The following is a 23696-nucleotide window of genomic DNA, read 5'->3' on the forward strand; positions in this document are numbered from 1 at the left end:
GGGCGACAAGGTAGGAAGTGGTGCTCCGCCAGTCAGGCCCCCTCGCGTGCGAGCCGGAGCCCTGCCCGACGTGACAGGCCCTGCTCGCCTCATGGGGACGGCCGCCGCCTCGTGGAGCAGCCGAGCGACCAGGCCCTCTGTCGTCCCCTGACTCCACGGGGCGGGCAGCGGCCGTTCAAATCGAACCCGTGCGATGGGGGTGCAGGCGCCCCACCCTTTTGTTCGACGACGAAAGGGACACAACCGCACCGCGTCCTTGTCCGATAATCTTCAAGCAGGTCTGGAATCACCACGCCACGAGGAGGGCGACACGATGTGGATTGAAGCCATCGTCATGCCCCGGGAGCAGCCCACCGCGACCCGGCCGTCCTCACGCCAGGCAGGCAAGCAACCCGCCCCAGCGCCTCGCAGTCGCGCGGCCGTGCACAAGCAGGCAGGCGAGGAGAGCCAGCAGTTCCGCGACGCGGTGCTGGGCTTCCTGCGGGCGCGGCACCTGATGAGCGCGGTGCGCTGGGTGAGCGAGCCGGGGTTGCTTCCCCTGGTGACGCTGCACTGTACGGACGGCGTGCTGGAGCAGCTGCGCGAGGAGCCTGGGTTCGAGGCCGGGTTGTCCATGCCGCTGGAGTTGATGACCTGAGCGCTGACACAGGCCGGGCGCGTCCCTAGGTTTCCAATAGGAAACATCATGGGCGGGCCCGGGGTGCCTGGGGCGCGCGAAGCGTCCCCCCTCCTCTGACTCGCGGGGGGAAACATCATGAGCGAGTTACTCATCAAGCGATTCTCGGCACCCGACGAGCGCCGGCCGTTCGCGGGGCACGGGCATGCGGACATTCTCCAGTTCGACGAAGGGCGCATGGTGGGACTGCTCGTCCTCGAGCCCGGCTGGAAGTGGTCCCAGGACGTCAAGCCCATCGCCGGCACGGAGAGCTGCCAGACGGCCCACGCCCTCTACGTCATCAGCGGGCGGATGGTGGTGAAGATGGACGACGGCACCCAGGGCGAGCTGGGCCCTGGCGACGTGGCCACCATCTCACCGGGGCACGATGCGTGGGTCCTCGGCAACGAGCCCTGCCTCGTCGTCGACTTCGAAGGCATGGGGGCATACGCGCGGCGGGAAGCCACGCGGACGAGCCAGCCTGGAATCACGCCCGAGTCAGCGCCTGGACTGCACTGACTCCGCCGACCTACAGCCTTGGGTCTACCGGCTCGCTCTCCAGCGCGAACACGCCGAAGACACACTCGTGCACGCGCCGCGGCGGCTCCTTCCGGACGAAGCGCTCCAGGGCCTCGACGCCCAGCACCAGCTCACGCAACGCCAGCGAGCGCTTCGTGGAGACCCCGGGCTGTCGCAGCCGCTCCAGGTTTTCTGGAGCGGTGTACTCCGGGCCGTGTGTAGTGGAACACCAGCCCTTCGATGAACTTCACCACCTGCGCTTCGCGTCAGCAGTTGTCGCGGACGTTGTAGTAGATGGATGTCTGCCCCCAGTTGACATAGCTGCCGCAGGAGCACCCGCGCTCACCGATGACCTTCGTCATGGACGCGTGATAGTACCTTTTGACGCTGGTCGGCATGTTGGTGCAGTTAGGGAGCGGCGATTCCTGCGAGGACTGATTCGAGTCCTCCTCCTGTTCCATGGGACCGCCACAGCCCACCGCCATCGCCAACAGACCACCAATCAGGAACGTGCGCATGAGTCCTCCTTGAAGGGTTGCCGCGCAATCCTAGCCTAGAGGGCGGCGCCCTGCCCCTCGAGCGCGGCCCGCCGAGCCCGCGAGATGGAAGCGCACCACCCGGCCCCGCGCGTGGGGCGGGCCACACAGCAGCGCGGCTTTTCTGAAGGTCATGTGCCCAGGTGGCATGCACCTCACGTTCATCTTCGGGCTGCGCGGCAAGGTCGTGTCCTACCCTTCGGCCTTGAGTTTCGCCACCCATTGACCCAATGCCTCACGGTGAAGGGCAGCCTCGGGAAGGTCCCGGCGTTTCGCCTCGGCCTGCAGTGCCTCGACGTCGGCACGGGGCGCTTCGAATCTGACGGGAACAAGGTCGCGCGGATCAACTCCGTGAGCCCCCTTCAACGATGCGAAGGGCTTCCCGCGCCGACGCTGCATGTAGTGCCCGGCACAAAGCCCCGCTTGCCACACGTCACGGTCACAGCAGCCATTCGGCCACGCTGCATTGCAGGTCATCATCGCAGGGAAGATAAGCCTGCTCGACGAACACGTCAGCAACAGCAGGTGTGCCTGACCGAACGACACGTCGAATGAATGGGGCGTGGGCGGGCTCTTGTGCAGCAGGTAGCCCAGGTCCGTCGCGGGAGAGTGAGTCGTCGTGAGTGTCAGGAGCATTCAGTGCCAGACCCGGGTTGCCGCCACCAGGGTGTCGAGGTCGATACGAAAAGCGCGCGTGCCCTCGCCGCCATAGAGCCAGGGGCCGCGCCCGCACATCCACGTGGGCTGCCACCGCGTTCCGTCCGGGTCCACGAAGACAAAGGTGCCCGCGGGAGCGAGCGTGTCCTTGCCGCCACCGTGCAGGGCGAACAGCTCGAAGGTGGAGCGCGCTGAATAGGAGCCACCGAACAGCACGTGCGTCGCGCCCACGGCGAGCGCGCTCGCTCCGGCGACGGGGGTCTTCCAGACGGCGGGACGGCCTCCTTCGCGAAGCCGGACCAGGGGAAAGTCCGTGTAGAAGTACAGCCACATCTCGTCGTTCGCCGCGACGTTGAGCGCATAGCAGTCGACGATGACGTCGGTGCCCACGGCCCTCGCGTCGTACTCACTCAGTCGCTGGCCTCGCGCATCGAAGAGGACCAGCCCGCTGCGTCCAATCGGCTCGCTGTCGATATCCCCACGACCCCACCCCCGGTTGCCGAGTACGCCTTCGTCGAAGTAGCTCACCCACAGGCGCCCATCGGCGGTGGCCTGCACGTCCTGGATGCCGTCCCCGAGGGTCAGCTCGCGACTCACGCGCCCATCGCGGGAGAAGACCACCGCGTTGCGCTCGTGCGCGTCTTTGTCGAGGTACCTGCAGCGCCCGCCCACCAGCAGCAGCTCACCGTCCGGGAGCGGCTGCACGAAATGGAAGTTGCGTCGGTTGGGGGGCAGGCGGACGCACTGGGGTGGAGCACCCGGCGCTGAGAAGCGAAGGACCTCGTAGGTCTGGGGCGCGTCCGCCAGCGACTTCGCGAAGGAAGGAAGGTCCGGTGCGACTTGCTCCCGGTCATCCCGTTCTCCCTCCAGGGCCAGGAGCCACAGGTCGAAGTCGGGTCCCACGCCCTGGGCCATCAACTCGCGCCCCGAGAGGGCTTCCGCGAAATCGACGAAACACGGCACCTCGAGATGCGTCAGCTCACGCTCGGTCATGACTGTTCTTTTTTCGCGCAGGGAGCCGAGGGGCCAGCTCCAGGAACCGTGCGCCGGGGGGCCGGTCTCGTGGCCTCGGACGCCGGGCCCGAAACGGACCTGACGCCCCCGCCTCCACCCACCCGCGTCCGCGAGAAGCCCCCGCGCTAGGATTCACTTCTCTCCGCGTACTTCGTTCCTCGTTTGGAGTTCTTCATGTTGTCGCATCGCGCACTCGCGCCGCTGCTCGCCCTCTTCCTGTTGGCCGCCTGCTCCGACTCCGACCCCACTCCCGGAGTGGTGGACAGCGGAGTCCAGACGGATGCGGGCCCCCATGGCGGCGACCCCGACAGTGGCCCGAACACCGACGCGGGCCCCACACCCGACAGTGGCCCCGACACGGACGCGGGCCCCGACACGGATGGCGGCTTCACCCCGGACAGCGGTCCCGACCTGGACGGTGGCTTCGTCCCGGACGCGGGCCCCGAGACGGACGCCGGCCCCGCCACGCCTCCGGCCATCCTCACGGAGACGCTGGCGGACACCTACACCGGCAGCCTGTACTCCATCGCCCTGTCGGTCTCCGGTGGACGGGCGCCCCTGACCTGGGCCGTCACCCTGGGCGCGCTGCCCGCGGGCCTCACTCTCAACGCCAACGGGACGCTCAGTGGGATGCCCTCCGCCGCGGGGACCTCGACCTTCACCGTGCGCGTGCGGGACGCGGCAGATGCGAGCGATACCGCGGACCTCTCCCTCACCGTCTACGAGCCACCGCGCATCGGCCAGTTCCAGTTCCCCACCCAGCAAGTGGGTGACAGCCTCTCGCTCACGCTGACTGCCTCCGGAGGCAAGGCGCCCTTCACCTTCGCGCCCGTGGGCGACCTGCCGCCGGGCCTGTCGCTGTCCGGGCAGGGCCTCCTCCATGGAACGCTCACGCAGGCGGGGGAGTTCAGCTTCGTCGTCTCGGCCACGGACGCCAACAACAAGCGGGCGCTGTATGCATCCCAGCTCATCGTCCTGACGTCCTTCACCGTCACCACCACGTCGCTGCCGGGTGCCACCCGGGACGAGTCCTACGAGTCCACCCTCACTGCCACGGGAGGCATGGAGCCCCTGACCTGGGCCGTCCCCCTGGGCGCGCTGCCGGACGGCCTCGCGCTGTCCTCCTCGGGAGTCCTCTCCGGGACGCCCACCGTGCAGGGCACCTTCGACCTCATCGTCACCGCGACGGACTCCACGTCCCGCACGGCCTCTCGGAGCCTGGTGCTGTCCATCACCGGCTTCACTCCCCCGGTGTTCAAGGTGGGCCACTACAACCTCACCTACTTCGGCTCGGACACCCAGGGCCCCCCGAACTCCACGTCCCAGGGCGGCGCGCTGGATGACCTGCAGATTTCCTACGCGCGCGACGTCATGCTCGAGGCGGGCGCCAACCTGTGGGGCATGGTGGAGATGGTCGACGTCGCCGACTTCGACACCCTCAAGGCCCAGCTCCCGGGGTTCAGCGGCTTTCTCTCCAACAACGCCAGCTTCGTCACGGGCAGCACCAGCCCGTACGGCGCCAGCACGCAGAAGCTGGGCATCCTCTACGACAGCTCGCTCACCTTCCAGAGCGCGGAGCTGCTGCGCATCGGCAGCGAGAGCGACTTCGGCAACCGCCCGCCCCTGCGTGTGAATTTCACCACCGAAATCCAGGGCGCGCAGACGCCGCTCGTCGCCATCGTGGTCCACATGCGCGCGGAGAGCGCGGACCCCACCGGCCCCCGTGAGGCCCGGGAGCGCGCGAGCGCCGCGTTGAAGGAGTACCTGGACCAGAACCTCGCCCAGACGCACGTGCTCGTCATCGGCGACTGGAACGACGACGTGGACGAGTCCATCACCCTGGACCCCGACACCCAGCAGCCGCTGCCCACGCCGTACCAGGACTTCGTGTCGGACCCGAGCGGCTACACCTTCATCACTCGAGAGCTGTCGCTGGTGGGCGACGACACGGCCATCGGCTTCGAGAACATGGTGGACCACACGCTGGCCAGCAACGAGGTGGCCGCCCGCTACCTCTCCGACACCGCCGAGGTCCTCTACGCGGACCAGTGGGTGCCCGACTACCTGAACACCCTGAGCGACCATCGCCCCGTCGTGAGCACCTACGCGTTCAGCTCCGCCACGGCGCCCTTCGTGCGGCTCAAGGAGCCCCATGGCGGCACGTACGCGGCGGGCTCCATGCTCCCCATCCGCTGGTACGCCTGGGGCATCGCCGACGTGCGCGTGGAAGCCACCACCGACGGCGGTACGACGTGGAGCGTGCTGGCCGCCTCCGTGCCCGCCGTCCAGGGCAGCTACGCGTGGACGCTGCCGGCCATCGCGTCCAGCAGCACGCTCGTGCGGGTGGTGGATGCATCAAACGCCGCCCTCTTCGACGAGAGTGATGCCGCGTTGACCATCACCACCGGCACCGGCCGCGTCATCATCAACGAGGTGCTCGCCAACGAGCCCGCCATCAGCGGCAGCAACAACGTCGCCTACGAGTTCGTGGAGCTGGTGAACGTGGGCCCTGTCGCCTTGGACATCTCCGGGTGGAGCGTGTGGGACTCCGCCCTCTCACGCCATGTCTTCCCGGTGGGGACGACGCTTGGCGCGGGCAAGGCCGTGGTCGTCTTCGGAGGGACGGCGGGCATTCCCCCGGGCAGGACGAACGCGGTGCGCGCCTCCAGTGGAGCGCTCGGCCTGGGCAACGACAGCGACACAGTGCGCCTGCGCAAGCCGGACAACGCCGACGTGGACACATACAGCTATGCCACCACCGTGGACAACGTGTCCGACAACCGCTCTCCGGACACGGACCCGAACGGCGTGTTCGTGCATCACACCGCGCTGCCCTCCGGACTCTCTTCATCGCCCGGACTGCGCGCGGACGGCACCGCGTTCTGACGCACCGCGAGGGCGCTCGAGAATCCACGGGCGCCCTCGCCTCCGCGCTACACGCGAGGGGCGGGGAGGAGTAGGAAGCGGGGCATGCGCAACCGCTGGCGACTCCTGCTCCCCTCCGTGCTGCTCTGTCTGTCAATGACTCCCTCGCTCGGCGCCGCTCAGACAGAGCGCCCTCGGGCTCGTGCCAGGGACCTGGGCATCACCTTCGGTGGCCAGTCCGGTCCGCTCGACGCCATCACCGACGTGCCCGGCGTGGAGGTGGGCCACACGACGCTCATCTCCGGCGAGGGCCGCATCGTGAAGGGCAAGGGCCCCGTGCGCACCGGCGTCACGGCGGTGCTGCCCCGAGGCAAGGACGGCGTCTCCGAGCCGGTGTTCGCCGCCACCTACGCCCTCAACGGCAACGGCGAGATGACGGGCACCCACTGGATTCACGAGTCCGGTGAGCTCAACGGCCCGGTGATGATCACCAACACCAACGACATCGGCGCGGTGCGCGAGGCCGTCATCTCCTGGGCGGTGGACAAGAACCTCGCGTGGGACTTGGGCCTGCCCGTCGTCGCGGAGACGTGGGACGGGATGCTGAATGACATCTACGGCTTCCACCTCAAGCCCCACCACGCACACCAGGCCCTCGAATCGGCGCGCCCGGGCCCCATGGTGGAGGGCTCCGTCGGCGGAGGCACCGGCATGGTGTGCCATGGCTTCAAGGGCGGCATCGGCACCGCTTCACGCAAACTGCCCGAGTCCGCGGGCGGCTACACCCTGGGGGTGCTGGTGCAATGCAACTACGGCTCGCGGCGGCTGTTCTCCGTCGAGGGCGTCCCCGTGGGCGAGGAGCTGCCGGGGAACAAGCCCTGCTACCTCGGCGCGCAGAAGCCTGGCAGCCCCATGCTGCACGGCCTGTCGTCCTGCGACACCAAGGCACCCCCGCCCGCCGTGCCCAATCCCTTCGAGGGCGCGGGCTCCATCATCGTCGTCGTCGCGACGGATGCGCCCCTCTTGCCCCATCAGCTCGGACGGCTCGCGCGACGCGTGCCACTCGGCATCTCCAAGATGGGCGGGTTGGGTGAGAACTACTCGGGAGACATCTTCCTCGCGTTCTCCACCCAGCACCTGAAGCCTCCGACGGAGGCCCATCTCGCCAACGTCATGGTGCTCGGCAATGACAGACTCAACCCCCTCTTCGAAGCCACCGTGCAGGCCACGCAGGAAGCCATCCTCAACGCGATGCTCGCCTCCGACACCATGACGGGCGCGGACAATGTCCGCGTCTACGGCCTGCCCCATGACGGACTGGTGAAGGCCCTGCGGAAACACGGACGGCTCACACCCGCGCCCACGCCCAAGCAGACGCCCGCCAGGAAGTCGGGGCGATGAGCGGGAGGTGTGCTCGGAGGTGCGCGTGAAACATTCGCGCGGGAAGAGACCGGGCCTCTGTGAAACCGTGCACTGTCACATCCCTTGAGGTCGGTTACGGATGACGGCGTCGTGATGTCCGTGGTTAAGAAAAAGGATGCGCTTCTCCTTCTTCGCGACGCCCATCACCCTGAAGAAGCTCAACAGCCCCGAACTGTCGAAGGTCCTCCTCGCTGGAGGATTCAACGGCTACTGGAACTTCGGGGACATCCTCATGCTCCAAGGCGTCGTGCGCTGGCACCGCGCGCGCAAGGAGTCGTCGGTCGTCGCCTCCTTGCATGAGCTGAGCAGGGTGGCGGACCCGCAGGCCCTGCGACAGCTCCCTGGCGTGCTCGGGACGGAGGACTTCGTCTTCTTCTCGTCCGCGCCCGAGGAGGAGGCGGACCGCACGGCGAGGGAGCTGGGACTGGAGCCCGTGTCCCCTCTCCAGCTCCAGGGCCCCGCCCACCTGCATGTCTATGGCGGCGGGTACTTCAACGCCCGCTGGGGAGACGCGATGCTGGGGCTCATCGAGACCGTCCTGCGCACCTGGCTCCCGGTCCACTACGTCCTGTCCGGGCTCCAGGTGGGGCCCGAGTTCGCCGGCCGCGTCGCGGCGCATGCGCGGCAGTGGCGGCCCGCGCTCATCGGGTGTCGGGACCCGGAGTCCACCGAGGCCCTGATGGCCTGTGGGATTCAGGCGCGGCTCTCCGGTGACGACGCGCTGGAGGAGCTGGAGCGCGCGACGGAGGAGGCCGCGCTCGCGGGGGCCCTGTCCCCTGTCCCCGGCCGCTTCGCGCTGCACATGAACCTCTCCACGTACGTCTACACCAACGTGGGCGAGGACCCGGAGGTGCAGCCCACGCCCAGCACGCGGATGAACGAGCAGCTCCAGGCCTTGCGCGCGCGGTTCGGAGAGAGCGCCGCGCCCGTCGTCCTCAACGCGTACATCGACGAGCGGCCCGTGGTGGAGGACAGCGTCGCGGCCATGCGCAAGACGGCCTTCCCGGAGCACTTTCCGCTCGCGGACGTCATCGACCTGGTGGGCCTGCTCTTCCAGGGGCGGCTGTCCCAGGCCGTCGAGAAGATTCGCCAGAGCGAGGTGCTGGTGGCCTCGTCCTACCACGTGACGCTTTTGGGCAAGGTCGCGGGCGTGCCCACCCATCTGTTCGCCTTCAATGACTACTACCGTCAGAAGAAGGCGGGCCTCGCCGAGACGGAGGGCTCGCTGGAGGAGTTCCTCGCGAGTGACTGGAGCCAGTCCCTGGCGCGAGGCACGGGGTACATCGAGGGTCAGCGGGCGCTGCGCCGCGCGTGGCTGGAGCAACTGGCCCTCAGCCTGGAGCAGCCGCCCCAGGACATGAGCTGGGTGGCTCGTGCATCCCTGTGGATGGAGGACCTCCGCCAGGAGCTGCGGCAGGCGCATCACCAGCGGAGCGAGGACGCCCGGACGGCCCAGGCCGCGGCCCAGGACGCCGAGGCACGTCACCACGCGCTGCTCGCGGACAGCGAGGCCACCCAGGCGCGGCTGCGAGAGCTGGAGTCACGGCGCACGCAGTGGGAGGCGGAGCAACTGGAGCTGACCACCCTGCGCGAGCGGCTCGCCGTGCGCGACGAGGAGCGGGCGGAGCTGTTCACCCTGAAGGAGCAGCTCGCCGCGCGGGAGCAGGAGCTGCGCGCCTTCGCGGAGCGGGAGGAGGAGCTGCGGGCCAGCTACGAGGCCCTGCTCACCACCGAGCCTCCCCTCCGCCACCGGCTGGTGGACGACCTGAATGACCGCCTCATCAAGGCCGGTGGCCCGCGCGCCCACCGCGCCATCAAGCAACTGATGCGGGCCACCGTGAAGTTCGGCAAGTAGCTACGGCGCCGGTGCGTGGGACGAAGCCCCCTTCTTTCCGGAGGGAGGCTGCTGTCCCGCCACCCACGCGTCGACCTTGCGCTCCAGGACGTCCAGCGGCAGCGAGCCCCCCAGCAGCACCACGTCGTGGAACTCGCGAACGTCGAAGCGCGAGCCCAGCGCCTGCTCGGCGCGCGTGCGCAGCTCCTGAATCTTGAGCTGCCCCACCTTGTATGCGAGCGCCTGCCCGGGCCAGGCGATGTAGCGGTCCACCTCGTTGGTGATGTCCAACGCCTGGCGGGGCGCGTTCTCCATGAAGTAGTCGAGCGCCTGCTGGCGCGTCCACTTCTTCGCGTGCATGCCCGTGTCCACGACGAGGCGGACGGCGCGCCACATGTCGTACGAGAGCTGGCCGAACTTGTCGTACGGGTCCGCGTAGAGGCCCAGCTCGTCGCCCAGCGTCTCGCAGTACAGCGCCCAGCCCTCGCCGTAGGACACGTAGTAGCCGTAGCGACGGAACTCCGGCAGCCCCGTCTGCTCGGTGGCCAGGGCCGTCTGGAAGTGATGTCCGGGAACGGCCTCGTGCAGCGTGAGGGGCACCATCTCCCAGAGCGGGCGCGTCTCCGGACGGTAGAGGTTCACGAGGTACGTGCCGGGGCGCGAGCCGTCCGAGGCCGCCGGATAGTAGAAGCCCGTCGTCACGTCGGGCGCCATCGCCTCGGGCGTCGGCTCCACCGCGTAGGGCTGGCGCGGCAGCGTCTTGAACAGGCGCACCAGCCGCGGGTCGATTTGCTTGGCCAGCGCCCGGTAGCGCATCAGCAGCTCGTCGCCGGTACGGGCGTAGAAGCGCGGGTCCGTGCGCAGGAACTGGAAGAACTCCGCGAGCGAGCCCTGGAAGCCCGTCCGCTTCATGATGGCCTCCATCTCCCCGCGGATGCGCTTCACCTCCGCCAGCCCCTGGGCGTGGATCTGCTCCGGCGTCATCGAGGTGGTCGTGTACTTGCGCGCGAAGAAGCCATACATCTCCGCGCCGTCCTGCAACCGCCAGATGCCCACGTCCTCGGGCGCGGCCGGGATGTATTCGGCGGTGAGGAACTGGTGGAAGCGCCGCAGCGCGGGCACCACGCCCTCGCGCACGGCCTTCTGGCCCGCCTCCGCGAGGCGCTGCTGCTCGGCGGCGGGGAGCTTCTTCGGGAAGCGCAGGAAGGGGCTGTAGAAGCCGCTCTTCGTCGGGTCCTCCACCAACTGCCGCTGAATCTGGGGCGGGATGCGCTCGAGGATGACGCGCGGGTGCACCTTCTTCTGGCGCAGGCCCTCGCGCATCAGCGCCACCACCCGGTCCACATAGGTGCCGAAGCCCTGGAGCCGGACGAGCCAGTCCTCGTAGTCCTTCACCGTCTCGAAGCGCAGCGTGTCCGCGAGCTGGTAGGCCGTCTGCACGCCGGGCGGCTGCTTGATTCCCTCCGGCATGCTCCCCATCTGATTCACGGGCAGCAGGTACCAGCCGAAGCGGTGCTCCTCCACCCACGTCTCGTGGTCCTTGCGGAACAGGTCCAGGTTGAGCTGGTCCTCGGCGGACAGCTTCGCGCGCTCCACCTTCTTCAACTTCTCCAGCACCTGGCGCGAGTGCTGATGGTCCGCCTGGATGGCCGCGAGGCTCAGGTCATCCCAGCGCTCGTTCCAGCGACGGTCCCCCTGCACCGACGCGTACGTCGGGCTGTGCTCGAGCTGGTACTGCCAATCCTGCTCGATGAGGGAGCGCAGCAGGGTGGCCGCGTCCGACTTCTTCGCCTCGGCGTCCAGGGACATCATCAGGAAAACCCCCACGGTGGTCAGTCGAAGCCAGTTCACGAGAACAACTCCAGAAGGTCTTCACGGGTGATGGCCGCGGCGCCGGCCGCCTCACTCAAGGCGGCCTCCATCAGCGCGCGCTTCTTGTCCTGGAGCCCGAGGATGCGCTCCTCGACGGTGCCCTGGGACACCAGGCGGTAGACGTTGACCGGCCGTTCCTGGCCGATGCGGTGCGCGCGGTCCGCCGCCTGCGCCTCCACTGCCGGGTTCCACCACGGGTCCACCAGGAAGACGTGGTCCGCCGCCGTGAGGTTCAAGCCCGTACCGCCCGCCTTCAGCGACATGAGCAACACCGGCGGCCCATCCTCGGACTGGAAGCGGGACGTGACATCGCCGCGATTCACGGTGGTGCCATCCAGCCGGTCGAACCCGATGCCCGCCTGCTTCAGCGCCGGCTCGATGAGGTCCAAGAGCGACGTCCACTGGGAGAACACGAGCGCCTTGTGGCCCTCCGACACCGCGGTGTCGAGCGCGTCCACCAGCGTCTCCACCTTCGACGAAGAGGTCGCCTTCTGCCCGGGGACGAGCGCGGGGTGACACGCCGCCTGCCGCAGCCGAAGGAGCGCCTCCAGCGCCTTGAGCACGCTGCCCCCTTCGTTGAGCAGGGCGACCACCTCCTTGCGCGTCGCGGCCATGACGGAGTCGTAGATGGAGCGCTCGCGCTCATCCAGCGACACGTGCATCACCGACTCGATGCGCGGGGGCAGCTCCGGCGCCACGTCCCGCTTGAGCCTGCGCAGCACGAAGGGGCGGATGCGGCGACGCAGGTCCGCGGAGGCCGCCGCGCTGCCCTCGGAGATGGGGCGCGACACCTTCTCCTCGAACTGCCGCCGGCCCCCGAGCAGGCCCGGGTTGGTGAAGTGCATCAAGCTCCACAGCTCGTCCAGCCGGTTCTCCAGCGGCGTACCGCTGAGCGCCAGGCGGAAGTTGGACTTGAGGCCGAACGCGGAGCGCGCCACCTGGCTGTCCGGGTTCTTGATGGCCTGTGCCTCGTCCAGCACCAGGGCCGCCCACTCCTTGGACCCCAGCGCCGCCGCGTCCAGGCGCAGAATCGAGTACGTGGTGAGCGTCACGTCGGCCGCCGGGTCCAGCTCGCGGCCGGGGCCGTGGTAGACGCAGACGCTCAACGACGGACGGAAGCGCTTCAGCTCCGCCACCCAGTTGGGCAGCACGCTGGTGGGGCAGACGACGAGCGAGCGCGGCCCCAGGACGCAGATGGTCTGCAGCGTCTTTCCCAGGCCCATGTCGTCCGCGAGGATGCCGCCCAGCCCCGCGCTCTTGAGGAAGCCCAGCCAGCTCACACCCGTCTGCTGGTAGTGGCGCAGCGACGCGTTGAGGTCCTCGGGCAGCACGGGCGGCGGCAGCTTCTCGAAGCCCTCGACGAGCGGCGCCAGCTTGTCCAGGCCCGGCGGAGGCGGCTGCTCCAGCGTCTCGCACAGCGAGGAGAGCTGCGGCAGCGCGTGGTTCGCGACGCGTCCGTCCGACTGGCGCGCGGCGAGCAGGTCCGCGACGCGCTGACCATGCTTGTCCAGCCACGCGCGCGGCAGGGGCGCCCAGCCTCCCCCCACCAGCGGCACCAGCCCCAGCCCTTCCTGCCACGCCCGGACCACCGCCGCGGCGTCCACCGAGCGGGCCTCGCCGCCCTTGCCACCCTCCACCTGGAACTCGAGCGTGAAGCGCACCTCGGGGATGCCCACCCCGCCCGCGGACTCCACCGTGAGCGACGGGCGCAGCTTCACGTCGGGGCTCACCACCGACGCGCCGTCACCGGCCAGGTCTCCGCCCCACCGCCGCAGCCGGTCCGCCCAGCGCACCATCTCCGGCCCCTGCACCGTCACCCGCCGGCCGGGCACCAGGTTCAGCTCCTCGCGCAAGTCGTGGATGAGCCGCTGCTCCACCGCCTCGTCGCGCAGCGGCACCGCGCCGCGCAGGTACACCATCTTCCCGTTGTCGATTCGCACCGTCGGCGGCGCGCCGTAGACGAGCGTGGGCAGCACGGACAGGCCGGACTCGAGCTGGTTCAGCTCCAGGAGAATGCGCGGCTTGAGCTCGCGGTCGATGGACGGCACGCGCTTCGTGCGCACGTCCACCGGCATCCGGCGGCCCAGCTCCGGCAGCACCTTCGACGTCAGCTCGCCGAGATTCTCCGCGCTGTACGTGCGGACGATGGGGAGATTCTGGAGCCACGGCCCCGTCATGCCCGTCTCCCCCATCCGGGCCAGCGCGTCTCCCACGCGGGCGACGCCAGGGCTCACGACTTCGGACACGCGCGCGTCGCGAGCCACCGTCACCACGAGCTGCCCGCCGCGCTCCTCGACGAGCGCCCGGGGCACCACCACCTCGTCGGGGATGGCGACGGGGCGACCGTCCAACAGGACGTTGCGCGCCTGCACCAGCACCTTGAGGAGCGCGTCGAGCGTCTCCGGGTTGAGCGTGCCGCGCGTGCGCCGCTGCTCCAGGATGCGGTCGGCGAGCAGGTCCGCCTGCTCCACCTGGAGCTTCGCGGCCTGCGCGGGCTTGGCGATATACGACGCGAGGCTGCCGTCCAGCGCCTCTTCCTTGCCGTCCGCGTGGGCCAGCGTGCGCTTGAGCTGGAGGCCGTCCCCCGTGCGCGTGAAGTGATACACGATGCGAGACCAGCGGGTCGCCGCCGTCTCCATGGGCGCGTCCGCCCGCTCCGCCTGCTGGAGCGAGATGGCCGCCGCGACGACGTGCTCACACGGGTCCACGAGGCTGGGGCAGTCACACTCCCAGGCGTCGTCGGCGGGATAGAGGGCCACCGTGAAGGGGACCGGGCGCCCCGCCGAGCGGACCCTCAGCTCCAACTCGCTGTCCGTCTTCGACTGGAGGACCACGGCCCCGTCACGGGCGAGCCCCACCCCCTTGGACCAGAGACCGGGGCGGGCTTCCTTCCGAACGGCTTCGAGCAGTTGGGCGAATGCGGACATGGGAGTCTCGACTCCCTACGCCCCCGGGGTGCGCCGCGCAACGGCGATGCGCACCCCGGCTCCCGGCTCAGTTACAGGTCAGCGTCCAACGGCAGCTATTAGACAGGCATTCCTTGCCATACAGGCAGGTCGCCCCCTTGGCCTTCTTCGGCTGGCACTTGCCGGTGTTGAGCCCCCAACCGCAGTACTGGGAGCTCGAGCAATCGGCCTCCTCGTCGCAGATGCAGGTGCCCGCGATGTTGCACCCGGACGCGGTGCACGCGTCGCTGATGCACTCCTCCTTGAAGCGGCAGGACTCGCCCACCGCCTTGGAGTCCGGCGCGTAGTGCTCACCGCACAGCACCGGGTACGCGGCCTCGCGCGTGCCCTTGTCCACGTAGGTGGCCACGCCCGTGGTGTCGATATCCGCCGCCGCGTCCGCCATGCCCGTGCGCGGATTGGACGCGCGCTCCCACACCTTGAGGAAGGTCTCCGCGGAGCCCGTCAGGCCCGTGGTGTTCGCGCCCACGCGGCCCAGGTCCTTCAGCAAGTCGGGCAGGTAGCCCACGTGCGCGAGGCCGAACTCGTCGAAGCCCGTGCCCAGGCGCGCGGGCCCGGAGACGTTCTGCTGGCGCAGGTGCGCATCCGCTTCCGCCTGGAACGTCGCCGAGCACGCGCCGTTGTTGCCGAAGCGCGGACGCGTCTGCTGGATGAACCCGTTGAGGTCCGCGCCCAGGGCCATGGGGACCTTGAGGCCCTGACGACCGAACTCGACGGCCTGGGCCAGCGAGCGCGTGGAGCCGTGGCAGTTGTTGGCGACACCGGAGCGGGTGTACGCGCGCGTCTCGTCATGCGCGGTGCGCAGGCCGAAGATGCCACCCGTCTGGCGCAGGTAGCGCACCACCCACGCGGGCGTCGTCTTCTCGTCGTTGGCGAGCTTCGGGTTCATCACCTCGCGGAAGTGGCCGTGGGAGATGACCAGCGGGTAGTAGGTGTTCGTCTGGGCGACGGCGAAGGCGTCCTGCAGGCCCTTCTCCGACAGATGGGCCACATCGATGAGCATGCCCTTGCCCATCATCGTCTGGAGCAGGGCCTTGCCGTCGGCGGTGAGACCCTTGGTGTTGCGGCAGTTGCCGGCCGCGTCGCGGTACACGTCGAAGCCCAGCGTCATGGTGTCCGTCGTCACGCCGCAGTCGGTGTCGATGTGGCAGTTCTCCGTGAACTGCGCGGCCTGGAAGATGGGGTTGTGCAGCGCCGCGCCGCCGAAGCGGTTGTCCAACTGGTGCACCGGCTGGAGCGAGCGGACACCCAGGGAGTGGAAGCGGTCCAGCTCCGTGCGCCAGTCCTTGGTGCCGAACAGCTTGCTCGTCTCGATGGAGAGGACAATGGCCAGCTTGCCCGCGGCGATGATGTTGCGCGCGTGCGACGGCGTCAGGGCGATCTCCGCCCAGTCGGTGCGCGCGTCGAAGGCCCGCGCCATCTGGAGCTGCAGCTCCACGTCCGCCATCTCGTCACAGGGCCGGGAGATGTTCTGGTACGGCAGCGCCTTGCAGAGGAACTCGTTGCTGACCAGCGACACCATGACCAGGGACATGCCGCCCTGGTGCGCCTGCCGCAGCCACCCTTCCCACGCCTGCTGATGCGCGATGGTGTCCCAACGCGGCCACTGGGTGTTGACCGACATGCGCCCCAGGTGGATGCCCGTGTCGCCCTCGGTGCCCTCGATTTTACCGATGAACTCCGAGCCCACCGCGCCGCCGATGCCGAAGAGCGCCGCGAGCAGCGGGTTGCCGCTCAGGTCCACGCCGGGGCACAGGTTCAGCAAGTTGCTCAGGTCCATGCGCACCCGCGCGTGGTCGCTCTCCGGCAGACCGCCGTCACAGCTCGTCAGCGAGCCGGTGTGGCTGCCATGGAACCACCCGCCGCCGAACGCCTCCTCCGCGAACATGTGGTGGTGCAGCTCCGCGAAGCCCGGCGCGGCCAGGGGCTGTGACTGGACCTCGGGGGCGGGCGCGACAGGGGCCTCACCCTCCTGCACGGGGCCACACGCGAGCCCGAGACAGAGGGTGAGAGGAAGGAGGGCCAGGGATGCCTGGCGCCGACGATGCTGGGACATGAACATGGAGGAGATTCCTTCTGAATGTGCGCGGACGGACGGCTCCGTCTTCGCCAGGGGGGAGGATACTCCCCGCACGACGGGCATATCGAGCAATCCCCGCCCACCGTGACACAGCGTTTTCAGAGGACGCCGCTGTGCGTCACGAGAAAGCCGCCGGCCTGGAAGCGACGGGCTCGCACCCGCGATGCCAGAGCCATCCTGATACGATTGTCCCTGCTCACGGCGTCCCGCACTGGCGCGAGGACGACTGGAGCCTCGATGGAGCCGTCATGTCCCTGCGCCGTGTCCTTCCGTGGAGCCTCGCCCTCTTCTTGTCGTTCACCACGGCCGTCTCCGCCGAGCCGGCCGCCAGCGAAGCCGCTCCGATGGAGTCCAGCGAGGAGCTCCGCGCGGAGACGAGCGAGCCCCAGGACGCGGCCAGCCTCGTCTGTGTCGCGGTCCGGTGCTCGACGGTGAGCGAGTGCTGGGCCGCGTGCCCCGGCGCGAGCAGCGTGAGCTGCGTCGCCAATGGGTGTCGCTACACCCTGCCTGGCGGAGGTGGCGGTGGTGGGGGTCCGACGTGCCCGTTGACGCGGTGCAGCGACGACTCCGACTGCGTGTGCAAGGGGCAACAGGGCTACTGCGAAACCCGCGCCTGCCGGTACTGAAGTCAGGGGGTTCCTTGGGCCGTCATCGCGGCGGCCCGAGGCCTGGCTGTATCCTCGCGCCGCACCAGGGACGCAAACCGCCGTCCGGTGCGCCACGAGGGCTTATGCACCTGGACGAGTACACGCGATACGACGGGATGGGGCTGGCGGAGCTGGTGCGTCGCAAGGAAGTGACTCCGGCGGAGCTGACGCAAGCGGCGCTCGACGCCATCGCCCGCGTCAATCCGAAGCTGAACGCGGTCATCGATGTCCGGGAAGCGGACGCGAAGAACGCCGTGCAGCAGGGGCTTCCGCAGGGGCCCTTCACGGGCGTGCCGTTCCTCATCAAGGACCTGGCGCTGCACGCGGCGGGCGTCCCGACGGACCTGGGGAGCCGGCTGACGAAAGGCCTGATGCTGCCGTTCGACAGCTTCCTGATGGAGCGCTTCCGTCGCACGGGCGTGGTGTTGCTGGGACGGACGAACACGCCGGAGTTCGGCAACAACGCGACGACGGAGCCGGTGCTGCATGGGCCCACGCGCAACCCTTGGGACCTGGGACGCAGCCCTGGCGGCTCCAGTGGAGGCTCGGCGGCGGCGGTGGCGGCGGGCATCGTTCCGGTGGCCCATGGCAATGACGGCGGCGGCTCGCTGCGCATTCCCGCGGCGCTCTGCGGCGTCTTTGGTCTGAAGCCCACGCGCGGACGCAACTCCATCGGGCCCAACTCGGGAGAAGCCATCAACGGCCTGGGTATCGAGCATGTGGTGACGCGCTCGGTCCGCGACAGCGCGGCCATGCTGGATGCCACGCAAGGGCCCGCGGTAGGCGACCCGCACCACGCGCCGCCGCCGGAGCGGCCCTACCTGGAGGAGGTCCGACGGGGGCCGGGGAAGCTGCGCATCGCCATCTCCAGGAAGGCGGCCTCCGGCGTCCCCGTGAGTCCCGACAGCGTCGCGGCGGTGGAAGACGTGGCGAAGCTGTGCGCCTCGCTGGGGCACGACATCGTCGAGGCGGAGCCTGTCTATGACAACGAGGCCCTGCTGGAGGCCCTCGTGACGGTCTGGTCCTCCTCCAACGCATTCCTGGTGCAGATGCTGAGCACGGCCTTGGGGCGCACCGTGGGCCCGGACACGCTGGAAGCCTCGACGTGGGCGGCGGTGGAGCATGGCCGCGCGCTGAAGGCGACGGACCTCCAGGCGGCGTTCGCGGTGTTCAATCAGGTGAGCCGCGCGGTGGGCGCGTTCCACGCGAACCATGACCTGCTGCTGACGCCGACGACGGCGGGGCCGCCCTACCTGCTCGGGGAGATGGACTCCAACAAGCCCAGGAGCGCGGGCGAGTGGTACCGGTTCGTGTTCTCCCTGATTCCCTTCACCGCGCTCTACAACGTGACGGGACAGCCGGCGATGTCCGTGCCGTTGCACTGGAATGCGCAGGACCTGCCCATCGGCGTCCAGTTCGTGAGCCGCTTCGCGGACGAGGCCACCTTGTTCCGGCTCGCCGGACAGCTCGAGGAGGCGCGCCCGTGGTCCGTGCGCCGGCCTCCGGTGCACGCGGCGCGCGACGTGTGACACATCTCTGAGCAGCGCTGAGCCTCCTGCCGGAGAGAGGCTCAGCGCGGCAGCGGCAGGTATCGACCGAGCCCATCCATGACCAGGCTCTCGATGCGCAGCACCGTGCGCTTCGGACCGACCTCCAGCCTGTCGAACTTCGTGAGGATGGAGAGGAGCGGCTTCTCCCGCCTTCGCTCTCGAATCTCCGACCAGGGAATGAACAAGGGCGGATGGAAGGGAGTGCGGACGGGAATCATCGAGACGTAGAGGCCATCCTCGTCCACGCCCACGGTGAGCGAGTTCTTGTAATAGACCCAGCCCATCTTCCCCGTGACGCCGCCGATGGCGCCCCTCGGCATGGGCTCATCCGTGCGGAACCTCCGCGCGAGCCAGAACCAGCCTCCTGTCATTGACGCGTTGAGCGCCGTGGCCAGCAGGCCCACCGCTATCAGGGGAATGGCCAGCCAGAATGGAATGGAGGTCGCGGCCAGCAGGAACAGGGATTGAGCCTCCATCGAAGTCACTCCATCGGACGAGGCGCACGCGCCCAGAGCACATCCCAGATGGACGCGGGGGAAGAAAATCCAGGCAATATCAGCCGGACCAGCACCTCGGTGGCAGCCACCTGGGCGCCCTGACTCCGTGCCTCCGCGAACAAGCTCCGGAGCAGTGCGGGGCCATCCACATACACCGCGGACAAGAGCCCGGACTCCCCCACTGGAGCCGGAGGCGAGACCTCCGGGTCCCGAGGTTTCAAGCCCCAGACCTTGAGCACATCGCTGTACAGCTCATCCAGGTCATACAGCGGCACGTGAAGGCCCAGCGCGCCGCATGGGCAATCCCAGCCGAAGCTCCGGGCCAGCATCCCACCCGACTTCAGCATCCGGCCCCGCGCGGCCTCGCCACAGAGGCCACACTTCACGGGCCCCACTTCGCCTGTCAATTCGGACCTGGCGTCAAAGGTGATATCGAGCGCTTCCATTCAGTTCACGGGGGGCAGGTAGGAGTCGAGGGGCTCCGTCACGGAGGCCCGGAGTTGAATCCGGGTGGAGTGCTCCCCGGCCCGAAAGCTGTCGCTCTTCATGAAGAAGAACGACGTGATTTCCCTGTCATGAATCTCCGACCAGGGGATCCTCAGTGGCGGATGAAAGGGTCGGAAGATGAGATTCGGCACCAGGTAGAGCCCTTGCTCATCGCCCCCCACGGCAAGACAGTTCTTGTAGTCGACCCAGCCGATCTTCCCCGAGGTGAAGTTTCGCATGGAGCTCGGGGCAGGCCCGTCCGCACGGAACTGCCTCGCGAGGCCATGCCAACCACTCACCCACGAAGCCACGCGCATGGCTGACGCGCCTGCCACGACAAGCAGGAGCGTGGCTCCCCAAGGGTGCGTCTTGACCAGGAGGTCGAGGAAAGGTGAGTGCATGGCATCGGTCCTAAGTCGCCAGGGTCACCCCTGAAAGCTCCTCGCGCACCCGAAACAGCGGAGCACACGCTGCGCCTGAACCGCCCCGGGCGTCAAAGCCAAGGTCGAGCACATCTGACAATGCGTCGGAGGAAGATATGCGCTGTAGGCCTCCAACACGGAGGCCTGGAGCTTCACCCGAATGCGCTGTGGCCCCACGCGAAAGGTGTCCAGCTTCATGAAGAAGGGACCCCTCCCGCGATTCCTTTCATGAAGCTCCGACCAGGGGATGCGCAGCGGAGCACGCGAGCCCCCGAGCAGGAGCGCCGGCGCCAGGTAGAGGCCCCGCTCGTCGCCTCCCACGTCGAGGACCTGGCTGGCCCCCATCGAGCCCACCTGCCCCCATGCCTCGGTCTGCATCGAATCCGGCTGGGTGCCCTCGGACAGGTAGTGACGTTCCAGGGCCGACCAGCCGTCGCGGAAGCGAAGGACCAACGACACGAGCACGCACACCATGGCGAATCCGGCCACGAGCGCGGGGACCATCTCTGGAGGAAGAGCGGGCATGATGGAGAACTCCTCAAGTCGCCAGGGTCAGCCGCGAAAGCGCCTCGCGCAGTCGTTCGGGAATCGCCGTGGACTTGCGCGTCTGTCGGTCCACGAAGACGTGCACGAAGTGCCCGTGGGCCGCCGCTTCCGTCTCCCCTTCCTTGAAGATGCCAATCCCATACGTCACCGAGCGCGTGCCCAGCTTGTCCACGCGCAGCCCCGCCCGCAGCGCGTCCGGGTAGGCGAGCGGCGCGCGGTAGTGACACTTCGACTCCACGACGAGCCCGATGACGGAGCTGCCGTGGATGTCCAACCCGCCCTCGTGGATGAGGAAGTGGTTCGCCACCGTGTCGAAGTAGCTGTAGTACGTGACGTTGTTGATGTGGCCGTAGACGTCGTTGTCCATCCACCGCGTGGTGATGGGCAGGAAGTAGCGATAGCGCTCGGCGGTCTCGACCTCACTCACGGCTTCACCCTCCCCACGGCTACCAGTACCCCAGCGCCTGCTGGAACAGCCCACCCAGCACGGGCCGGGTCATCTCTCGCGGAGCATTCTGCAAGAGCCGCTGCTGGGGGAAGGCCCCCTCCGTCAGCGCCGCCACGTCCGCCTCGGTGTATCCAACTCCGCCCAGGCCGTTCGGCATCCCCACCGCGCGCATGATGCGGATGAGCGTGTCCGCCAGCACCTTGCCCGCGTCCTTCGGCCCCGCGCCCCGAGCATCCGCGCCCAGCCACGTCGCGGCCTCCAGGTGACGCTCCGGGCTCTCCTCCGCCGTGTAGCGGAACACCGCCGGCGCATTCAGGATGACCGCCATTCCATGGGGCACGAGCGGCTCGTCCTGGGGATAACCCGTGGGCCTGAACTCGCGCACCAGCCCCGCCACCGCGTACGCCATGCCGTGGGGCGCATGCACTCCGGCGTTGCCAAAGGCGATTCCCGCCAGCGTCGCCGCCCACATCAACTGCTCGCGCGCCTCGTGGTCCCCCGCGTCCTTCACGCCGCGCTCCAGATACAGCCCCATCAACCGCAGGGCCTCACGACACCCCAGGTCGCTCCACGGGTTGGCCCCCTGGCTCATCGGCCGAAGGCTGGGACGCGGAGGCGCGGGGCGCCGCACGTACGGCCGCGCCGTATAGGACTCCAGCGCATGGGAGAGCACGTCCAGCCCGCTGGCGGCCACCACCTCACCCGGCAGCGTGGCGGTGCAGTCCGGGTCCACCAGCGCCTCGGTGGGACGCAGCGCGTGCGAGGCGATGCCCGTCTTCGCACCCAACGAGAGCAGGTCGAAGATGGTGATGCCCGTCACCTCGCTGCCCGTCCCCGACGTCGTGGGGCAGGCGATGTGCGGCTTGAGCGGCCCCGGCACGGGACGCCCGTCGCCCACGGGGGCATTCACATAGGTCAGGAAGTCGGTGGGCCACGTCGCATAGAGGTTCGCCGCCTTGCACGTGTCGATGACGGAGCCGCCACCGAGAGACACGTAGCCATCCGGGCGCAGGTCCGCGGCGAACCGCACCGCCTCCAGGAAGGAGCGGTCCGTGGGCTCGACGCGACATTCCGTGAAGACACCGACGTCGAGTCCCGCCGCGACCAACGAGGCCCGCACCTTCTCGAAGTGCGGCAGCCGCGCCACGCACGCGTCCGAGAACAACGCCACGCGCTTCATGCCGAGCGCCCGGGCCCGCTCGCCCACCTCCTCCAGACACCCTCGCCCGAAGGTGACGCGCGACGCATCCATCGTGAAGGCGGAGTCACACCCCTCCCCCACCGACTGGTAGTGGCAACAGCCAAAGCCCATGACAGTCCTCCCACGCCGGTTCCCGCCGCAATCTAGCGTGGGTGGGAGGAAGAACGGGCGACATCCGCCCCCACCGCGCTCAACAGTCGTAGTCCGGGGGCGTACCGCCATCCTCGACGAGCACGGGCGCGGGCCCACCCTGCTTCGCGAGCGACTCCCCACAGTCCAGCGAGGCCTCACCGGAGAGCGTGCGATACAGCACACACGACGCCCGCTCGACGAAGAACGCCTGACGCGGCCAGTCCGGACCGCGAGCCGCGAGGATGGCCACCGCGTAGTGCCCACCGTCCGGCAGCCGCACCAGCCCCACCTCGTTGAGTACGTTGTAGCGCGAGTCGTCCGAGCAGCACCCCGGAGGCAACCAGCCCCCCTTGTGCTTCATCGACGCGCGCGCCTTCGCCGGCAGGAGCGTCCCCAGCCAGCCGCCACAGCCCTCGCGAGGCGTCAGCTCCATCCACGCGAGCAGGCGCGAGGTGGGCTTGGGCTTCAGCAGCTCGCCGCCACTCAAGCGCTGGAGGAAGGTCACCGCGTCCGCCGCGCAGAGGTAGTTGTCATTCCCCATCGCCTGGGGCGAGTTCGTCGCGCGACGCGGCTTGCCGTAGTTCCACTTCGTCAGCGCGGTGTTCTTCACGTCCAGCGAGCGCAGGTAGTCGTTGATGGCGTCCGGCCCCCCCACCAGGTCGATGAGCGCCCCCGAGGCCTCGTTGTCGGAGGTGCGAAAGACCTTCTCCGCCAGCGGCGCCACCTTCGACTCCTCGGCCTTCTTCAAGGCCGCCGCCACCCAGAACACCTTCGCCGAGCTGGCGGAGATGTGCGGCACCGTGTCGGAGAAACCCGCGTACTCACCGGTGCGCAGGTCCTTCACCGCGATGGCCACGTCCGAGCCCGGCGCCAGCCGCGCGGCCTCCGCCGCCAGGGAATCGACGACGGCCCGGAGGGGCTCGCGCTTGAGGCTTCCAGCGGCCGGAGCCGCCGCCAGGGCACTGCCCAGCCAGAGCCAGGACAGCCAGACGACTCCCACCCAGCCACGCGGCGCGAACCCCTTGTGCATCATCGTCCTCCAGGCAGTGCGGCCCCCGAGGTGGACGCCGCGCCCGCGACGAAGGCGCCCAGGTCATACGGGACGCCCAGCCGGGAGACTCCCTCGTAGTCGAAGGCCACCACGCCCGCCAGGGGCACCCCGACGTCCACGGCGGGTGACGTCGATGACAGGATGCACGCGGGTTCGGTGCGGCTGATTTCCGCCGAACAAGCCCTGGCGGCGGAGCGGACCGATTCGCCTCACACGTGCGACGACAGACAACGACGGCCCCCCGTTCCGCCGTGCCTCCAAGGCGAGCGGCACGACGGAACGGGGGCCTTGTGCTT

General features: G+C 69.0%; 21 protein-coding genes and 1 pseudogene. 7 read left to right on the top strand and 15 right to left on the bottom strand.

All coding sequences use genetic code 11. From position 1 onward, the window contains the following. Positions 1 to 313: 313 nt before the first annotated feature. Positions 314 to 637, top strand: a complete 324-nt coding sequence (locus G4D83_RS16500) for a hypothetical protein (protein WP_163865710.1) — start codon at positions 314 to 316, stop codon at positions 635 to 637. A gap of 117 nt (positions 638 to 754) precedes the next feature. Beyond that, entirely contained in the window at positions 755 to 1174 is a 420-nt protein-coding gene (locus G4D83_RS16505; protein WP_163865711.1) for a cupin domain-containing protein, read from the top strand. A 10-nt stretch (positions 1175 to 1184) separates the two neighbouring features. Here G4D83_RS16505 and G4D83_RS46125 read toward each other — a convergent pair. The 4 genes and pseudogenes from G4D83_RS46125 to G4D83_RS16525 all read right to left on the bottom strand — a co-directional run. Beyond that, positions 1185 to 1379, bottom strand: a pseudogene (locus G4D83_RS46125) (hypothetical protein); the annotation flags it as partial. Positions 1380 to 1440: 61 nt separating this feature from the next. Further along, on the bottom strand, positions 1441 to 1692 hold the full coding sequence (locus tag G4D83_RS16515) for a hypothetical protein (RefSeq protein WP_163865712.1): 252 nt from the start codon (positions 1690 to 1692) through the stop codon (positions 1441 to 1443). A gap of 210 nt (positions 1693 to 1902) precedes the next feature. Next, positions 1903 to 2346: a hypothetical protein gene (locus tag G4D83_RS16520; protein ID WP_163865713.1), complete on the bottom strand. Its 444-nt coding sequence runs from the start codon at positions 2344 to 2346 to the stop codon at positions 1903 to 1905. Further along, entirely contained in the window at positions 2347 to 3360 is a 1014-nt protein-coding gene (locus G4D83_RS16525) for a hypothetical protein (RefSeq protein WP_163865714.1), read from the bottom strand. Positions 3361 to 3555: 195 nt separating this feature from the next. On the opposite strand from G4D83_RS16525, the gene G4D83_RS16530 reads away from it, so the two are divergent. From G4D83_RS16530 to G4D83_RS16540, 3 genes are all read left to right on the top strand, one after another. Then, positions 3556 to 6267, top strand: coding sequence for a putative Ig domain-containing protein (locus G4D83_RS16530; RefSeq protein ID WP_163865715.1), 2712 nt, complete (start codon positions 3556 to 3558; stop codon positions 6265 to 6267). Positions 6268 to 6351: 84 nt separating this feature from the next. After that, complete coding sequence (locus G4D83_RS16535) at positions 6352 to 7647, top strand: DmpA family aminopeptidase (RefSeq protein WP_163865716.1); 1296 nt, start codon at positions 6352 to 6354, stop codon at positions 7645 to 7647. 136 nt (positions 7648 to 7783) lie between these two features. Continuing rightward, positions 7784 to 9523 carry a hypothetical protein gene (locus tag G4D83_RS16540; protein ID WP_163865717.1) on the top strand — a complete coding sequence of 580 codons (1740 nt, stop codon included), beginning with the start codon at positions 7784 to 7786 and terminating at the stop codon, positions 9521 to 9523. On the opposite strand, the gene G4D83_RS16545 is transcribed toward G4D83_RS16540, so the two are convergent. From G4D83_RS16545 to G4D83_RS16555, 3 genes are all read right to left on the bottom strand, one after another. Continuing rightward, entirely contained in the window at positions 9524 to 11311 is a 1788-nt protein-coding gene (locus G4D83_RS16545) for a DUF885 domain-containing protein (protein WP_163865877.1), read from the bottom strand. Between the two features lie 38 nt (positions 11312 to 11349). After that, the gene (locus G4D83_RS16550) at positions 11350 to 14301 is read right to left on the bottom strand and encodes a DEAD/DEAH box helicase (RefSeq protein ID WP_163865718.1); all 2952 of its coding nucleotides are present in this window, start codon (positions 14299 to 14301) and stop codon (positions 11350 to 11352) included. 67 nt (positions 14302 to 14368) lie between these two features. Next, positions 14369 to 16396, bottom strand: a complete 2028-nt coding sequence (locus G4D83_RS16555; RefSeq protein WP_240356361.1) for a membrane dipeptidase — start codon at positions 16394 to 16396, stop codon at positions 14369 to 14371. A 272-nt stretch (positions 16397 to 16668) separates the two neighbouring features. On the opposite strand from G4D83_RS16555, the gene G4D83_RS16560 reads away from it, so the two are divergent. Next, entirely contained in the window at positions 16669 to 17046 is a 378-nt protein-coding gene (locus G4D83_RS16560) for a hypothetical protein (protein WP_163865720.1), read from the top strand. Between the two features lie 104 nt (positions 17047 to 17150). Beyond that, positions 17151 to 18596, top strand: a complete 1446-nt coding sequence (locus tag G4D83_RS16565) for an amidase (protein ID WP_163865721.1) — start codon at positions 17151 to 17153, stop codon at positions 18594 to 18596. A 41-nt stretch (positions 18597 to 18637) separates the two neighbouring features. On the opposite strand, the gene G4D83_RS16570 is transcribed toward G4D83_RS16565, so the two are convergent. The 8 genes from G4D83_RS16570 to G4D83_RS16605 all read right to left on the bottom strand — a co-directional run bounded on the left by G4D83_RS16570 (position 18638) and on the right by G4D83_RS16605 (position 23567). Next, the gene (locus G4D83_RS16570; protein ID WP_163865722.1) at positions 18638 to 19093 is read right to left on the bottom strand and encodes a hypothetical protein; all 456 of its coding nucleotides are present in this window, start codon (positions 19091 to 19093) and stop codon (positions 18638 to 18640) included. A gap of 5 nt (positions 19094 to 19098) precedes the next feature. Then, complete coding sequence (locus G4D83_RS16575) at positions 19099 to 19500, bottom strand: hypothetical protein (RefSeq protein ID WP_240356362.1); 402 nt, start codon at positions 19498 to 19500, stop codon at positions 19099 to 19101. Between the two features lie 60 nt (positions 19501 to 19560). Beyond that, on the bottom strand, positions 19561 to 19839 hold the full coding sequence (locus G4D83_RS16580; protein WP_163865724.1) for a hypothetical protein: 279 nt from the start codon (positions 19837 to 19839) through the stop codon (positions 19561 to 19563). Between the two features lie 186 nt (positions 19840 to 20025). Continuing rightward, positions 20026 to 20547 (bottom strand): hypothetical protein, encoded by a 522-nt coding sequence (locus tag G4D83_RS16585; protein WP_163865725.1) that lies wholly within the window; start codon positions 20545 to 20547, stop codon positions 20026 to 20028. Between the two features lie 13 nt (positions 20548 to 20560). Then, positions 20561 to 20995: an acyl-CoA thioesterase gene (locus tag G4D83_RS16590; protein ID WP_163865726.1), complete on the bottom strand. Its 435-nt coding sequence runs from the start codon at positions 20993 to 20995 to the stop codon at positions 20561 to 20563. Between the two features lie 19 nt (positions 20996 to 21014). Continuing rightward, positions 21015 to 22328 carry a hydroxyacid-oxoacid transhydrogenase gene (locus tag G4D83_RS16595; RefSeq protein ID WP_163865727.1) on the bottom strand — a complete coding sequence of 438 codons (1314 nt, stop codon included), beginning with the start codon at positions 22326 to 22328 and terminating at the stop codon, positions 21015 to 21017. 79 nt (positions 22329 to 22407) lie between these two features. Beyond that, positions 22408 to 23382 carry a serine hydrolase gene (locus G4D83_RS16600; RefSeq protein ID WP_240356363.1) on the bottom strand — a complete coding sequence of 325 codons (975 nt, stop codon included), beginning with the start codon at positions 23380 to 23382 and terminating at the stop codon, positions 22408 to 22410. Then, the gene (locus tag G4D83_RS16605) at positions 23379 to 23567 is read right to left on the bottom strand and encodes a choice-of-anchor Q domain-containing protein (protein ID WP_338041923.1); all 189 of its coding nucleotides are present in this window, start codon (positions 23565 to 23567) and stop codon (positions 23379 to 23381) included. Before G4D83_RS16605 ends, G4D83_RS16600 begins: the two co-directional genes overlap by 4 nt. Between the last annotated feature and the right edge of the window lie 129 nt (positions 23568 to 23696).

The sequence above is a fragment of the Myxococcus eversor genome, assembly GCF_010894455.1.
GTDB lineage: Bacteria > Myxococcota > Myxococcia > Myxococcales > Myxococcaceae > Myxococcus > Myxococcus eversor.

Bases quoted from the DNA above. Each gene is read 5' to 3' on its own strand.
- G4D83_RS16500 (WP_163865710.1), top strand. From the start codon at position 314: ATGTGGATTGAAGCCATCGTCATGCCCCGGGAGCAGCCCACCGCGACC.
- G4D83_RS16505 (WP_163865711.1), top strand. From the start codon at position 755: ATGAGCGAGTTACTCATCAAGCGATTCTCGGCACCCGACGAGCGCCGG.
- G4D83_RS16515 (WP_163865712.1), bottom strand. From the start codon at position 1,692: ATGCGCACGTTCCTGATTGGTGGTCTGTTGGCGATGGCGGTGGGCTGT.
- G4D83_RS16520 (WP_163865713.1), bottom strand. From the start codon at position 2,346: ATGCTCCTGACACTCACGACGACTCACTCTCCCGCGACGGACCTGGGC.
- G4D83_RS16525 (WP_163865714.1), bottom strand. From the start codon at position 3,360: ATGACCGAGCGTGAGCTGACGCATCTCGAGGTGCCGTGTTTCGTCGAT.
- G4D83_RS16530 (WP_163865715.1), top strand. From the start codon at position 3,556: ATGTTGTCGCATCGCGCACTCGCGCCGCTGCTCGCCCTCTTCCTGTTG.
- G4D83_RS16535 (WP_163865716.1), top strand. From the start codon at position 6,352: ATGCGCAACCGCTGGCGACTCCTGCTCCCCTCCGTGCTGCTCTGTCTG.
- G4D83_RS16540 (WP_163865717.1), top strand. From the start codon at position 7,784: ATGCGCTTCTCCTTCTTCGCGACGCCCATCACCCTGAAGAAGCTCAAC.
- G4D83_RS16545 (WP_163865877.1), bottom strand. From the start codon at position 11,311: ATGTCCCTGGACGCCGAGGCGAAGAAGTCGGACGCGGCCACCCTGCTG.
- G4D83_RS16550 (WP_163865718.1), bottom strand. From the start codon at position 14,301: ATGTCCGCATTCGCCCAACTGCTCGAAGCCGTTCGGAAGGAAGCCCGC.
- G4D83_RS16555 (WP_240356361.1), bottom strand. From the start codon at position 16,396: ATGTCCCAGCATCGTCGGCGCCAGGCATCCCTGGCCCTCCTTCCTCTC.
- G4D83_RS16560 (WP_163865720.1), top strand. From the start codon at position 16,669: ATGTCCCTGCGCCGTGTCCTTCCGTGGAGCCTCGCCCTCTTCTTGTCG.
- G4D83_RS16565 (WP_163865721.1), top strand. From the start codon at position 17,151: ATGCACCTGGACGAGTACACGCGATACGACGGGATGGGGCTGGCGGAG.
- G4D83_RS16570 (WP_163865722.1), bottom strand. From the start codon at position 19,093: ATGGAGGCTCAATCCCTGTTCCTGCTGGCCGCGACCTCCATTCCATTC.
- G4D83_RS16580 (WP_163865724.1), bottom strand. From the start codon at position 19,839: ATGCGAAACTTCACCTCGGGGAAGATCGGCTGGGTCGACTACAAGAAC.
- G4D83_RS16585 (WP_163865725.1), bottom strand. From the start codon at position 20,547: ATGCCCGCTCTTCCTCCAGAGATGGTCCCCGCGCTCGTGGCCGGATTC.
- G4D83_RS16595 (WP_163865727.1), bottom strand. From the start codon at position 22,328: ATGGGCTTTGGCTGTTGCCACTACCAGTCGGTGGGGGAGGGGTGTGAC.
- G4D83_RS16600 (WP_240356363.1), bottom strand. From the start codon at position 23,382: ATGATGCACAAGGGGTTCGCGCCGCGTGGCTGGGTGGGAGTCGTCTGG.